This is a genomic window from aff. Roholtiella sp. LEGE 12411, assembly GCF_015206995.1.
In the GTDB taxonomy this organism is placed as follows: Bacteria; Cyanobacteriota; Cyanobacteriia; order Cyanobacteriales; family Nostocaceae; genus Komarekiella.
Map to the genome: position 1 here is coordinate 1 of NZ_JADEXR010000158.1, position 13426 is coordinate 13426.

The window sequence follows — 13426 nt, forward strand, 5'->3', positions numbered from 1 at the left end:
GAACGGGTTCATTTCTTTGAACAAGATATTAATTCCCGTCCTTTTGAAATTTGCGATCGCTTGTGGGTGAAAAATCACCTTGAAGAAGATGAGGAAAAACTACGGGTTTCAAGATAGACGTGGTTTAAGAGTATTTACGCTAAATTAGTTATTTTGTAATAAGTCTAGTATTTTTGTCTACTTCAAAATAGTCTTTAAGTATACTAAACAGTAGGAGGTATTATATGACATCTCTTCCTGACTATAAAAATGATCCTGAAGCTTACGAAATTGAAGAACGCTCTCGTCCAGACGAAATGCTCATGCTTGAGGTTGCTGGCGAAATGGCGGTAAAATCACTTGAGAATATCCATAATGCCGCTGTACTCGATTTGTGTTGTGGTACTGGACTTTCTTTAGAACATATTATTAATCATCCAAATATCTTATGTGCTGTAGGCGTTGATATCTGCCAACCATACCTAGACTTTGCCAAAATAAAATACGAACAATATAGGTTGAAACCAACTTTTATCCTTGGCGATGCCATATCAGTTAAACTCCCACGTGAGAAATGGGATGTGATCATGTTGGCATCAGCCTATCATCATATCGAACATGAAAGAAAAGTTGAATTCTTAAATCGTGTACACTACCTCCTTGATAATTCTGGCTATGCAATCATTGCAGAAAATGTTTTACCCGAATATGAAGAAGGTAATACTAAAGAATATGCTTATGCTGTTAAACAGTTTTATTCTGAAGTTTTGAATACTGCAAAACAAAAAAATCCTCACCTTCCTGATTATGTCGCGAATCTAATCAAAAGAGTGGCCCAGTATGGTTATGATGGAGACTATGAATATAAGGTTTCTCTATCGCTGCTACTAAGAGATTTAGCTAAAGCTAGACTTCAGATTGTGACACAAAAGCGTGTTTGGCCTAAAGATGAATCTCAATTGGGTAGAACCGGTGGTAACTATGTTTTTAAAGTATGCTGTTTGTGAAAAATACACATACTAATTTAATATATGAGAAAATTTTTTAATCAGAATTTAGCTGAAGAATCTCAAAGGATAAAAGAATGGATAGTTCCTTAAAAAGAAACATCGCTTTTGCTTTTATTGGTGCATTGTTTTCTTTTATTTTAACGTTAAGTAGTACAGCATCAATAGCACCCTCAGAACAGCTACACAAAATTATCTTACCTGCGATTATCTCAATCCCTCCAGGTTTAATTGCTGGATTGCTTTTTGCTTTTATTCAAACTTATCAAGAAACGCTAATAGAATATAAACAAGAGGTTAGGGGATTAACTAAAATCCTTGATAAGAATGAAAAACATCTTGAACAAATTTATGATTTTGTTGATGCAGCAAAATCTAGCTTAAATCATTATGCTACTGTCAGGGGATTGCTGATTGCGAGTAAAACTCACAGATATTTAGTAGAAAGCTTCATTGAAAAAGCGGTAGGACATCCTTGCTATATACCAAGAGCTTCTGAAGATGACTTCTACGAAATACTAACCTTGGGTATTAGGGCGTCATCTAGAAGCTGGTGTGCAATTCACCAAGGACAAATTAGCAAGTTAGGTTTTAACCCTATTGATAGCGAGGGAGAATTTTACTTTTCGTCCTTAAGAAATTCAGATTCTCATATCGATAAAAAAAGAATAATTATTCTTACTAAAGATGAACAAAAAGAGCTGACAAATCCCGATATTATGAAAGCATTTTGGGATAAGACAGGTAGAGACATCCCATCTTACTGGATTAGCGATGATTATTTCTACAATTTAACTAGGCTGAGCCGGGATATCAGAGTAGATGATTGCGCTCTGCATGATGATGAAGTACTTCTTCATTATCATCGTGAAAATAAATTAATTATGCTGGCTTTTGAAGATAGTAGAGATCCTATTTGGAGTGCGGTGAAGAAACTTTTTCAAAGGTTAGATACCTTAGAGAATAGAAAAACTTCAGAATTTAATTTCATTACTCAACAGCAAATTGATAATTTCAGAAATCAACAAAGTTCTCCTTAGCAATATCATAATTAAAGTAGTGTAAATTACCAAAGCCATTTTCTTTGAGAATATATACTACTTATGTGGTATGGATTTAGCGATAAATCATAACATTGGGTTTAAGAATTTTGCCAAAGTGTCATCTCATTTAAGATTATCGTGTTTTCAGCTACAGTTATATTCAAGCGAAGTAAGCAACAATATTGATAAATAACTAGAAATGCAGCCCTTTCAGTAAACAATGCTGCTGTTTCATGAAACCTCGAATTATTGTTTGTGGCTTAGGACGTACTGGATATAAAATCTTTCGTTTGCTGAGACAGCAAGGAGCGTTTGTCGTTGGTATTCATCACAAACCCATTCTTGGCGAAGACACAAAAGATGTGATTGTCGGTGAATTACAAGCAGCTGCTACCCTGAAAGCAGCGGGAATTGAGCAGACACAGACTTTAGTGATTGCTGGGCCTGATGATGCTCTAAATTTGTCAATTATGATGCAGGCGCGGGTGCTGAATCCTCAAATTCGGATTATCAACCGCTTTTACAATACAAATTTGGGGGAGCGCCTGGATTATACTTTGCCTAATCATTTGAGTATGAGTGTTGTGGGTTTGGCAGCACCTGTATTTACTTTTGCAGCATTAGGAAACCAAGCGATAGGACAAATCAAATTATTTAAGCAGACTTGGCCGATTCATGAAGAATACATTGATGAAAACCATCCGTGGAAAGGCCGAAAGCTAAGTGATTTGTGGGAAGATCGATCGCGGATGCTAATTTATTACTTACCGATGGAAGGTGAGATGAATTTGGTATCTGCGGTGCTATCGGGACAACAGATAAAAGTAGGCGATCGCTTAATCATTGGTACTCAACCTTACGTCCGTTCTAAGCGCAGATCAATGATTAGAAAACTGCTGAAAGTCTTAAGCAATTTTAGGCAGTTTCAACAACACGGGCGCTCAGTACTAGTTGGTGCTATTGTTTTACTCGCGGTTATTATGGTAGCCACACTCACCTACATGTCTGCTGAGTTGAAGTTGTCTGTTGTGGATGCTCTATATTTTTCTGTAGGCATGATTACCGGAGCAGGTGGTAATGACAAAGTTGTAGAAAAAGCTCCCGACAGTATTAAACTATTTACCGTTGTCATGATGCTAGTTGGGGCAGTGGTGATTGGTATTTGGTACGCAATGCTCACCGATTTTGTCCTAGGAAGCCGCTTTAAGCAGTTTTGGGATGCTGCTCGCATTCCCCAGCAAAATCATTATATTGTCTGTGGCTTAAGTGGTATTGGTCTGAGAATCGTCCAGCAACTCCACGCTAGCGGGAATGATGTTGTAGTGATTGAAACTGACTGCAATAACAGATATGTCAACACTGCTAGAGGACTGGGTATTCCCGTAATTCAGGGTGATGCCAGTTTTCGCGCAACACTCAAAGCCAGTAATATAGATTCTGCCGCGGCAGTGCTTGCTGTTACCAGCAATGATGCCATTAATCTAGAAATTGCCCTCAAAGCAAAAGGGCTAACACCTAACATTCCGGTGATTGTCCATTATGCTGATCCCGATTTTGCTGGTATGGCGCAACAAGTATTTGATTTCGAGGCCGTACTGAGTCCTGCGGAACTAGCCGCCCCAGCTTTTGCTGCGGCTGCACTTGGAGGACGAATCCTTGGTAATGGCATCACAGCTGATAGTCTTTGGGTGGCTTTTGCTACGGTGATTACACCACTACACCCCTTATTTGGTCAGCGTGTAAAAGATGTAGCAATGTCTGCTGATTTTGTTCCTTTGTACTTAGAAACGAATTACCAAACCCTTCACGGGTGGGATTTACTAGAAACCAACCTCAGCGCTGGGGATATTTTATATATGACTATGCCAGCAAATCGGTTATATAAATTGTGGCGTGACGAGCGATCGCAGATCATGATGAGTTGATTATTTCAATGGTCAATAGTCAAGGGTCATTAATTATTCTCTCCCCCACTCCCCTTATTGATGCACTTGCAACCAAGCTATTAAATCCTCTGTCGTTGAGAAATCTAACAGAGCTTCACCAAGAGCTTCTAGCTGGACACTAGAAAGCTGTTGAACCTGTGCTTGCAACTCTGGAGAAACTGTACCCAGTCGGCGCGTGAGTAGGCGTAGAGCTAGTGTCACCTCTCCTTGTTGAATACCTTGTTGAATACCTTGCTGAATACCTTGCTGCACACCTTCTTGCAGAATTTCTTGATATAGGGGTGATTCCCGCATAAGTTCCTCTCTGAGAAATTGTCGAACTAAATCCTCTTCAAATTTCAGCCTTGCCAACACTTCCACACATGCAGAAATGTTTCGTTGTTTGTCTGGTTCTTTGATCATATCGACTTTTGCAGCTACTTGCTCTAATAAGCCTGCGGGAGAGTCTGTATGAGCTAGAACTGCTAAAGGTAGTAGTCCCGGATTTGTTAATAACAGAGATGGGTCTTGTTCCCAGATTCGCACAACACGGTAAGAGTGGAAAGTTTTATCTACAGCAAATTGGTTAATGTAAACTGCCTCAGATGTGGTTTCCTTCAAGAAAATAACCACCTGTTCAATGGGACAATTATACTTACGGTAAAGCCTGACCCAATAATCCAACATCCGCAAGGGTAGAGTTGGTTTGGAAGCAGGTACAGTCTGAAATTCTAAGTGGAGAATCTGGTTACATTCTGGCAGCAAGTAAAGGGCATCAGAGCGAATAGGTTCAAGGTTAAGTTCAGTGGGTAATGGCTGAATTGCCGTGATATCGCCATCAAGTAGCCAATTTACAAACGCGGCTGGATACTCGACCGCTAGATAGCGACAGATGTTGTCGTAAGCCAAGAGGATGAAAAAATAGGATGGACTATACAATTTTAGGGATTGTATGTCTACTATGACGTATACGCAAAATGGGTTGTCGTTAGAAATCGCCAGTACTAAAATAATTTGCGTGGTCAGTGCTAAAAAAAGTTCCTTAATTAGCACTTAGTAAATTAAATAATCACAGTAATTTAACTTAAAATTACCTCAATTTGAGTTCTGAGCTTAAACGATGGAGTTCTAATCTTGAAGCTTTGAGTTTTCAGCTTGAATGAAGGAGTTCTAATCTTGGAGCTTTGAGTTTTCAGCTTGAACGATGGAGTTCTAATCTTGGAGCTTTGAGTTTTCAGCTTGAATGAAGGAGTTCTAATGTTGAAGTTCTGAGTTTTCAGCTTGAATGATGAAGTGCGATCGCAAAGTTTTATCTAAACTTTAACAGTACACTCAGATTCAGCAATTTCCAACAGCAGTAATTTACTCTAAAGATTCCATCCACTGAATACACCTTTGCATTTGCTGGTGCATGGTATCAGCATCAGCATGAAACCTCCGTCCATGACCAGGTAGTACCCACTCAAAAGAGTAATTAGCCAATTGATGCATTGATTTAATCTGTTGTGACCAAGAATACCAGCAGACATCGTGGAATGCAACCAACTGGTGTAAGCTTTCTGACCAAGCGAGATGGTCGCCAGTGAAGAGAAACTTGTTTTTGTAAAGTAGAACGGTGTGTCCTTTGGTGTGACCGGGAACTGGAATAATTAATAAATCTGGAGTCAGGGCAAATGGTTCAGAACCAGTTAACTGTATTTCCACATTGCGAGTACCAGTAGAAATCTCATCAGTGTGGAGAATGCGATCGCAGTGAAAATGCTCAGCAAACTTTTGATGATCTGCTACATCATCCCGATGAGTCAGGTACATATAACGGATTTCACCCATTTCTTCTAAACGCTTGACCAAAGGCGGCGTGAATCGAGGAGAATCCACCAATATATTACCTTCTGGAAGTTGAATTAAATAGCTAGCAGCACCATAGGATTTTTCAGAATGATAGCCGCAGTGGTAAATATTTTCGTTTACTAATATCGGAAAACTCTGCTGAGCAATTTTGATATCTTGCGGCTTTTCAACTGTACCAATGGAACTAGTGGGACAAGATAACAGTGCTTCCAGGGCTGCTAATCTTTCTGCTTCGTTTTGTGGTTGATGGTAAACTACTGACTGTTGATCAACGCGAGAAAATACTCCAGAAGTCATCCAGCGACAGGTATCACAATCAATACAGGTAGTATCTACATAAAAATCGCCGTTGACATTTTGGGTGTGACGCAGATTTAAATGAGCCATATTAAACCTCTGGTTTCCAGCCGCTGACTGGAAAGTGATAAACTCCATATCACTACGCTAGCAAAAGTAACTTCAGACTATGGACTTCGCTAGATACAAATTATGTCAAGCTGGAGGGAGGAGTAAAGTTGATGTTTAGCTATTGTAGTCAGCTACAGTTAAGGTCTTCTAAAGAAGATAAATAAATTTTGGAATTTTGGATCTTTTAAAATGCGATCGCGCTCTCAAAAGTTGGCAACGCGATCGCTAGATTGTACATTTCTAACCAATAAAATGCAGCTGATTAATCACCCCACTAATCAGATGATGGGTAATAGGCAGACTATCTACTACCATACCCAAACACAACAGCATCATGTAGGAAATGGAATAGAGAAACAACTCTTTAGCTACAGTGCGATCTTCTGGGTTTTGTAACAACCGCCAAGATTTGTGGATAAATAATCCTCCCAGACTTACGGCGATCGCAGCATAAAGAATTCCACTCGCCCCCAAAGGATAAACTAACAACAGCGTTGCCACTACTGTAACCAGAGTGTAATACCAAATTTGTCGTACTGTTGCCGTATCCCCCACAACCACTGGTAGCATTGGTATCCCAACTTTTGCGTAGTCGTCCCGGATCATCAAAGCTAACGCCCAAAAATGGGGGGGTGTCCATAAAAAGACAATCGCAAAAATTAACCATGCTGACCAGCTTAAAGTGCCTGTGACAGCAGCCCATCCGACTAATGCGGGAATTGCTCCAGCTGCTCCACCAACGACGATATTTTGGGTGCTATGGCGTTTGAGCCAGTGGGTATAGACCAAAATGTAAAAGACGATACCAGAGAAGGCTAGCAGTGCAGCTAGGAGGTTGGCGAACACTGTTAGTAGTGTGAAGGAAATCGCAGCCAGTGCGATCGCAAAAATCAAAGCATCACGTGGCTGTACCTTACCGGAAGGCAGAGGACGATGGCGCGTCCGCTCCATTTCATAATCAATATCCCGGTCATAGATACAATTAATCGTCTGGGCGCTTGCAGCAGCCAAAGTGCCACCAGTCAAGGTTACTAGCAACAGCAATGGATCTACTTCTCCCTTAGCAGCAATCCACATACTCCCAGCTGTGGTAATCAAAAGCAACGGGATAATCCGAGGTTTTGTTAACTGGTAATAGCTTTGAATCACTTGTAGAAAAGTTTCGTGGTGGCGAGAGACATTAGTCTCAATCATGTTGGCTCTAGTTCCTTATTTTTCAACAACTTATATGCAGCCCCCGCTCAAGCTGGCTCTTTGAGTCGAACGAAAACATAGATTTTCCGCATCTGCGTGGGTCGCAATACTCGCCGTTGCGGCTTTCATTAGTGCTGAGTTCTGAGTTAAGAGGGGAAAGACTTACTGCAACTTCCCCACTCCCTACTCAGCACTCAGCACGGGCTAAATGCCCCGCTACCGCTAACGTGACTCAGCACTAACTGAGTCGCGCAGTGCTAGAACTGTGAAAGCCACCAAACTACCCAACAACGCTGCTCCTACAGCTTGATGAGAGACGGTGAGAGGCTCGACTTGTAGATGTAATCGGAAAGTGGCAACTCCCAACAAAATTTGTAAGCTCAACAACCCAGCAGCCATATTTGCCAGTCGCCGCAAAGTTGGATGTAGTGCCGGTGTACGCCAACAGATAAATACCATTGCCAAGATTACCAGCGTTGGCGGCACTAAACCAGCAATATGGCTATACATCACAGTACAAAGTTGAGAACTGCCAAAGCATTGATGTAGTGCCCAGCGAGAACCTACCAAAGCACCTAGTAGACTTTGCAGGTAAACAAAAACCACGGCAGTTAAGCCCACCCAAGGCAATTTACCAGCAGTTCCAGTGCCCTGGTATGGTGTGAGTGCCGTGCCAATGATCAATAGGGTAGTGAAAAATAACAGCGCCGTTCCCAAGTGGGCGGTAACAATATCAAACCGCAACAGTTCGGTAACGGTGAGTCCACCTAAAATGCCTTGGAAGGCGATTAAAAACAGGGCAAATGTTGATGCCCAAGGTAGCCAGACGGGTAAAAAACGACGATGCCACCAGGATAAACCACAGAGTGCGATCGCGCTTATACCAATCAAAGCTGCATCCAATCTGTGAAACCACTCCAAGAACACTTGGAGATTCATTTGCTTGGCTGGTACCAGTTCGCCATAGCATAAGGGCCAGTCTGGGCAAGCAAGACCAGCATTCATCACGCGGGTGGCACTGCCTATTGCCATCAAAATCAAGGTGGCTATGCATATTTTCCACACCAAGCGACGAATCAGTTCCTTGGGCTTTTGCTGCTCAGCTGCGGCTTCATTTTGTTGTTGTAGGACAAATTCGCTCATGAAGGATACCTTCTGCCCGCTCTTGGTAGTAGCTCTCTCAAAATTTTCAATTTTCAATACCGAACGGACACTTTGACGCCAGTCACCTTAAACTAGCCAGCCGTCTGCCAACAGAAGTCAGTTCGCAGGCTTTTAGTGCCACTCTAAACTTGGGGAAGTTCCCCCCGTTGAGCGGACTGGCGTGGGAAACTTTTTTGGCAGTTGCTCATAAACAGCTGCCTTACCACAGTGCTGCTTCCTCAACGAGGAAACCTCCAAAATTATGATTGGAGCAAACCTCCGCTCAGACTTCTGTTGGCTACTTAAGTGTCCTCCCCATCTCTACCCTAGCGTATGGCCAAGGTTTATAAATTGGCTTTCACTTATACTTTGAATCACTTTAGCTACTTTTAGCTGTAAGCTTTAGTTCTTTTTCAAGTTGTGAGAAATTGATTAATGACAATTATTTTATCATCCTGAATTTTTCCACTGAATTTACATCTGCTTTTGGCAGTATCTAATAAACCCCTTGTACCCAAAATTAGTAAAATAGCTAAAAAAATTAATAAAAATTTCAGACCTTCTGCCCCCATGCCTGGCAGCCTAGACTACCTTAGTAAGTGAGCAGCTTTAACATAACGTAGTAAATTCAATTAGTAAGCCGTGAAGATTCCAAGTTCCATCTGGACATTACTCATTGGCATCGTGCTAACGCTAGTCAGCCTTTGGTACGGTCAAAATCATGGTCTGTTGCCAGTAGCAGCAACGGATGAAGCCGTCTTGGTAGATGGCCTGTTCAATACGATGATGATCGTTTCTACAGGTATATTTCTGCTCGTCGAAGGTATTTTGATTTACTCCGCATTTAAATATCGTCGGCGTGCAGGTGACAATGAAGACGGCCCACCAGTTGAAGGGAATGTGCCTCTAGAAATACTCTGGACGGCGATCCCAGCAATTATCGTGCTCGGCATTTCTGTTTACAGCTTTGATGTATACAACGAGATCGGTGGCTTTGATCCCCATGCGATCCATGAAGCCCCCATGTCTCAAGAATCGATGACAATGATGCCTGGGGCAGCGATCGCCGCAACTTTGAACGATACACCACCCAGCACAGAACCCAACCTCAACCAAGAGAAATCTGATGAGGCAATGCAAGACCCAGCCACCGCAGCAGTCCGCAATGCTGACCAAATTCCTCAAAAGCAGAATGCTCCTGGTATAGGTGTTGTTTCACCCACCATTGGGGGCAGTCCTGATCAAGCAGGACAACCACCAGAATTGCGGATCAACGTCACTGGTTTACAATATGCCTGGATTTTCACCTATCCAGAAACTGGTATAACTACAGGTGAAATGCACGTTCCTATTGGGAAAGAGGTGCAAATTAATATGACAGCCAACGATGTCATCCATGCATTCTGGGTTCCAGAGTTCCGCCTCAAACAAGATGCGATTCCCGGTAGACAGAGTGAGATTCGCTTTACGCCTAAAAAAGCAGGCGATTATGCCCTGATTTGTGCGGAACTTTGTGGCCCTTACCACGGTGCGATGAGAGCATCAGTAGTAGTTGAGACACAAGAAGCGTTTGACAAATGGGTGCAAGAGCAGCTAGTTGCTAGCAAAGAAACGCTAAATCAAGCTGTTGCAGTTAACCCTGCGAATTTATCCCCAAATGAATTTCTCGCCCCTTACACCAAGGGCATGGGAATTAAGCCAGAAATGTTACATCACATTCATAAGTAGTCAAGAGTCCAAAGTTTAAAGTCCAAAGTCCAGAGTAATTAATTTTGACTCTTGACCCTTGACTCTTAACCCTTGACTCTTGACCCTTGACTCTTGACTCTTCACTCCTATGACACAAGCTCAGTTGCAAGAAACTGCCAATATCCCTGCTCTTAACGAGGAGCCAGGGATTAGAAAATGGCAAGACTACTTTGGCTTTAATACCGACCATAAGGTAATTGGAATTCAATACCTGGTAACAACGTTCATTTTCTACTGTATTGGTGGCGTTTTAGCTGACTTAGTTCGCACGGAATTGCGAACGCCAGAAGTAGATTTTGTCACGCCAGAAGTTTACAACAGCTTATTTACACTGCACGCCACAATCATGATTTTCTTGTGGATTGTGCCAGCTGGTGCGGGTTTTGCTAACTTTCTGATCCCCCTGATGATTGGGGCCAAGGACATGGCATTCCCACGTCTCAATGCTGTTGCCTTTTGGATGATTCCGCCTGCTGGTTTATTGCTGATTGCTAGTTTGGTGGTAGGCGATGCACCGGATGCAGGTTGGACTTCCTACCCTCCCCTAAGCCTGGTAACAGGTCAAGTGGGTGAGGGAATTTGGATTATGAGCGTCCTCCTTTTAGGTACGTCATCAATCCTGGGGGCAATCAACTTCCTTGTGACGTTGCTAAGGATGCGTATCCCAGGTATGGGAGTCCATCAGATGCCTTTGTTCTGCTGGGCAATGTTTGCTACCTCGGCACTGACTCTGGTATCTACGCCAGTACTAGCAGCAGGTTTAATTCTGCTGGCTTTTGACTTATTGGCGGGAACAACATTTTTTAACCCGACTGGGGGTGGCGATCCGGTTGTTTACCAGCACATGTTCTGGTTTTATTCTCACCCAGCGGTTTACATTATGATTTTGCCCTTCTTTGGGGCAATTTCTGAGGTGATTCCCATACATTCCCGTAAGCCAATTTTTGGCTATAAAGCGATCGCCTACTCCTCTCTTGCTATCAGCTTTTTAGGGCTAATCGTCTGGGCGCACCACATGTTTACCAGCGGTATCCCCGGTTGGTTACGGATGTTCTTTATGATCACCACTATGATCATTGCCGTTCCCACCGGAATTAAAATTTTCAGCTGGTTAGCAACTATGTGGGGTGGAAAAATCCGGCTCAACAGTGCCATGCTCTTTGCAATGGGTTTTGTTGGCACTTTTGTGATTGGCGGGATCAGTGGCGTGATGTTAGCGGCGGTGCCGTTTGATATTCACGTTCACGACACATATTTTGTAGTAGCACACTTGCACTACGTCCTTTTTGGTGGTAGTGTTCTCGGCATTTATTCAGCGATCTACCACTGGTTCCCGAAAATGACAGGGCGGATGCTGAACGAATTTTGGGGTAAAGTGCATTTTGCCTTGACAATAGTTGGTCTAAACATGGCCTTCTTACCCATGCACAAGTTAGGAATGATGGGTATGAACCGCCGCGTTGCCCAATATGACCCCAAATTTACCTCTCTCAACGAAATCTGCACCTATGGTGCTTATATACTGGCAATTTCCACATTTCCTTTCATTATCAATGCGATTTGGAGTTGGTTGTACGGAGAGAAAGCTGGTAATAATCCCTGGAGAGCACTAACCTTAGAGTGGATGACTACCTCACCACCAGCAATTGAGAATTTTGACAAACTCCCAGTCTTAGCTACAGGCCCTTACGACTACGGCTTGGAAAATGCTAAAAAAGGTGTACCCTTATCTGATCCCAATCCAGTCCTGTCTGGTGGCCCGAACTCGGTGTTAAGAGCAGAACCCGACTCAGCGGTTGCTGCAAATCCCGAAGATCGCAAGTAAATAGGGCATTGGGCATTGGGCATTGGGCATTGGGCATTGGGCATTGGGCATTGGTCAATAACCAATAGTTATTCTTCCCACACTCCCCTACTCCCCTACTCCCCTACTCCCCTACTCCTCCACTCCTCCACTCTACACTTATCAAAATTCATGCAAAGTCAAACTATTGACCCAGCTAAAACTGAACTAAATCATCACCACGCAGCGGAAGCGGTAGATGCTCATCATGAAGAACATCCAGACCATCGTTTGTTTGGGCTAATTGTCTTCTTGATTGCGGAGGGGATGATTTTTATGGGGTTGTTCGGAGCCTATCTGGCTTTCCGTTCTACTATACCTGTGTGGCCCCCAGCAGGTACACCAGAGTTAGAACTATTGTTACCCGGTGTTAATACCGTTAATCTGATTGCTAGCAGTTTTGTCATGCATAATGCCGATACTGCGATCAAAAAGAATGATACGCAGGGTATGCGAACTTGGTTGGCAATTACTGCGGCGATGGGTGCTATTTTCTTGGTGGGACAGGTATATGAGTACACCCATTTAGAATTTGGTCTAACTACTAACTTGTTTGCTAGTGCATTTTACGTTTTGACTGGCTTCCACGGCTTGCATGTTACTATCGGCGTTTTGGCGATTGTTGCCGTATTGTGGCGATCGCGCGTTACGGGTCACTACAGTAGCGAAAAGCACTTTGGTATCGAAGCTGCTGAAATATATTGGCACTTTGTTGACGTAATCTGGATTATTCTGTTCGGATTGCTGTATTTACTCTAAGTATTAATTATTTAGTTGTTCATTCCACGCGAATAACTCAATAAGCCCCCTGTTGGGGGCTTTTTTAATTATCTTTTGCGTAATCGAGTGCTCTAAGCGTTTTTAGGGTTGCTTTCTGCGTCGCTGTTAACTTTGTAACACCTTTAACTACCGCAATAATTGCTTCGCCCAAGACAATCATAGTAAACAACCCGAAACGCTCTGGTAAGTGGGAGGCGTGGGGAAGTAACCCTAGTTGAAACTTACGTGCTGTCAAAGGTGTGGCGAAGTCAATGATGATCCCTAGTGTCCAGAGTGCGAATCGCCAAGGAATGGGTAACATAGCCAAAGTAAGGCTGCGATCGCAAAAGCTACACCGTAACGAACAGAGTCGTTATCAGCCATTTGAAAGCACACGCTAATTAGGGCTTGCTGAATAAGTCTCTCAAGCAAATGTAGAAGCCACACAGCTTACAAAATACTTGTTTCATCGCTCAGTTTCAGAATTTACCCAGCGATCGCTAACGATTGTGCAAGGGTTTTGAG

The 13426-nt window shown here is 42.8% G+C and carries 11 protein-coding genes; 6 read left to right on the forward strand and 5 right to left on the reverse strand.

The annotated features are described in order from the left end of the window. Nucleotides 1-224 precede the first annotated feature (224 nt). From IQ246_RS24355 to IQ246_RS24365, 3 genes are all read left to right on the forward strand, one after another. Nucleotides 225-986 (forward strand): class I SAM-dependent methyltransferase, encoded by a 762-nt coding sequence (locus IQ246_RS24355; RefSeq protein ID WP_194005902.1) that lies wholly within the window; start codon nt 225-227, stop codon nt 984-986. 77 nt (nt 987-1063) lie between these two features. After that, on the forward strand, nt 1064-2026 hold the full coding sequence (locus IQ246_RS24360; RefSeq protein ID WP_194005903.1) for a hypothetical protein: 963 nt from the start codon (nt 1064-1066) through the stop codon (nt 2024-2026). Between the two features lie 236 nt (nt 2027-2262). Beyond that, the gene (locus IQ246_RS24365; protein ID WP_194005904.1) at nt 2263-3954 is read left to right on the forward strand and encodes a TrkA family potassium uptake protein; all 1692 of its coding nucleotides are present in this window, start codon (nt 2263-2265) and stop codon (nt 3952-3954) included. A gap of 54 nt (nt 3955-4008) precedes the next feature. On the opposite strand, the gene IQ246_RS24370 is transcribed toward IQ246_RS24365, so the two are convergent. The 4 genes from IQ246_RS24370 to IQ246_RS24385 all read right to left on the reverse strand — a co-directional run bounded on the left by IQ246_RS24370 (nt 4009) and on the right by IQ246_RS24385 (nt 8550). Continuing rightward, complete coding sequence (locus IQ246_RS24370) at nt 4009-4863, reverse strand: DUF4351 domain-containing protein (RefSeq protein ID WP_194005905.1); 855 nt, start codon at nt 4861-4863, stop codon at nt 4009-4011. 453 nt (nt 4864-5316) lie between these two features. Continuing rightward, nucleotides 5317-6192 carry an MBL fold metallo-hydrolase gene (locus IQ246_RS24375; RefSeq protein WP_194005906.1) on the reverse strand — a complete coding sequence of 292 codons (876 nt, stop codon included), beginning with the start codon at nt 6190-6192 and terminating at the stop codon, nt 5317-5319. A gap of 261 nt (nt 6193-6453) precedes the next feature. Further along, nucleotides 6454-7407, reverse strand: a complete 954-nt coding sequence (locus tag IQ246_RS24380; protein WP_194005907.1) for a heme o synthase — start codon at nt 7405-7407, stop codon at nt 6454-6456. Nucleotides 7408-7629: 222 nt separating this feature from the next. Next, nucleotides 7630-8550 (reverse strand): heme A synthase, encoded by a 921-nt coding sequence (locus IQ246_RS24385; RefSeq protein ID WP_194005908.1) that lies wholly within the window; start codon nt 8548-8550, stop codon nt 7630-7632. A 642-nt stretch (nt 8551-9192) separates the two neighbouring features. Here IQ246_RS24385 and IQ246_RS24390 point away from each other — a divergent pair. The 3 genes from IQ246_RS24390 (at nt 9193) to IQ246_RS24400 (ending at nt 12901) form a co-directional block, all read left to right on the forward strand. Then, nucleotides 9193-10278: a cytochrome c oxidase subunit II gene (locus IQ246_RS24390; RefSeq protein WP_194005909.1), complete on the forward strand. Its 1086-nt coding sequence runs from the start codon at nt 9193-9195 to the stop codon at nt 10276-10278. Nucleotides 10279-10387: 109 nt separating this feature from the next. Then, nucleotides 10388-12124: a cytochrome c oxidase subunit I gene (ctaD, locus tag IQ246_RS24395; RefSeq protein WP_194005910.1), complete on the forward strand. Its 1737-nt coding sequence runs from the start codon at nt 10388-10390 to the stop codon at nt 12122-12124. 150 nt (nt 12125-12274) lie between these two features. Beyond that, nucleotides 12275-12901: a heme-copper oxidase subunit III gene (locus tag IQ246_RS24400; protein ID WP_194005911.1), complete on the forward strand. Its 627-nt coding sequence runs from the start codon at nt 12275-12277 to the stop codon at nt 12899-12901. A gap of 64 nt (nt 12902-12965) precedes the next feature. Here the strand turns inward: IQ246_RS24400 and IQ246_RS24405 are convergent, their stop codons facing one another. Continuing rightward, the gene (locus tag IQ246_RS24405; RefSeq protein WP_370588539.1) at nt 12966-13223 is read right to left on the reverse strand and encodes a low temperature requirement protein A; all 258 of its coding nucleotides are present in this window, start codon (nt 13221-13223) and stop codon (nt 12966-12968) included. Nucleotides 13224-13426 lie beyond the last annotated feature (203 nt).

Excerpts from the sequence above, each read along its gene's own strand:
- ctaD (WP_194005910.1), top strand. The coding sequence starts at position 10,388 with ATGACACAAGCTCAGTTGCAAGAAACTGCCAATATCCCTGCTCTTAAC.
- IQ246_RS24355 (WP_194005902.1), top strand. The coding sequence starts at position 225 with ATGACATCTCTTCCTGACTATAAAAATGATCCTGAAGCTTACGAAATT.
- IQ246_RS24380 (WP_194005907.1), bottom strand. The coding sequence starts at position 7,407 with ATGATTGAGACTAATGTCTCTCGCCACCACGAAACTTTTCTACAAGTG.
- IQ246_RS24400 (WP_194005911.1), top strand. The coding sequence starts at position 12,275 with ATGCAAAGTCAAACTATTGACCCAGCTAAAACTGAACTAAATCATCAC.
- IQ246_RS24360 (WP_194005903.1), top strand. The coding sequence starts at position 1,064 with ATGGATAGTTCCTTAAAAAGAAACATCGCTTTTGCTTTTATTGGTGCA.
- IQ246_RS24375 (WP_194005906.1), bottom strand. The coding sequence starts at position 6,192 with ATGGCTCATTTAAATCTGCGTCACACCCAAAATGTCAACGGCGATTTT.
- IQ246_RS24365 (WP_194005904.1), top strand. The coding sequence starts at position 2,263 with ATGAAACCTCGAATTATTGTTTGTGGCTTAGGACGTACTGGATATAAA.
- IQ246_RS24385 (WP_194005908.1), bottom strand. The coding sequence starts at position 8,550 with ATGAGCGAATTTGTCCTACAACAACAAAATGAAGCCGCAGCTGAGCAG.
- IQ246_RS24405 (WP_370588539.1), bottom strand. The coding sequence starts at position 13,223 with ATGTTACCCATTCCTTGGCGATTCGCACTCTGGACACTAGGGATCATC.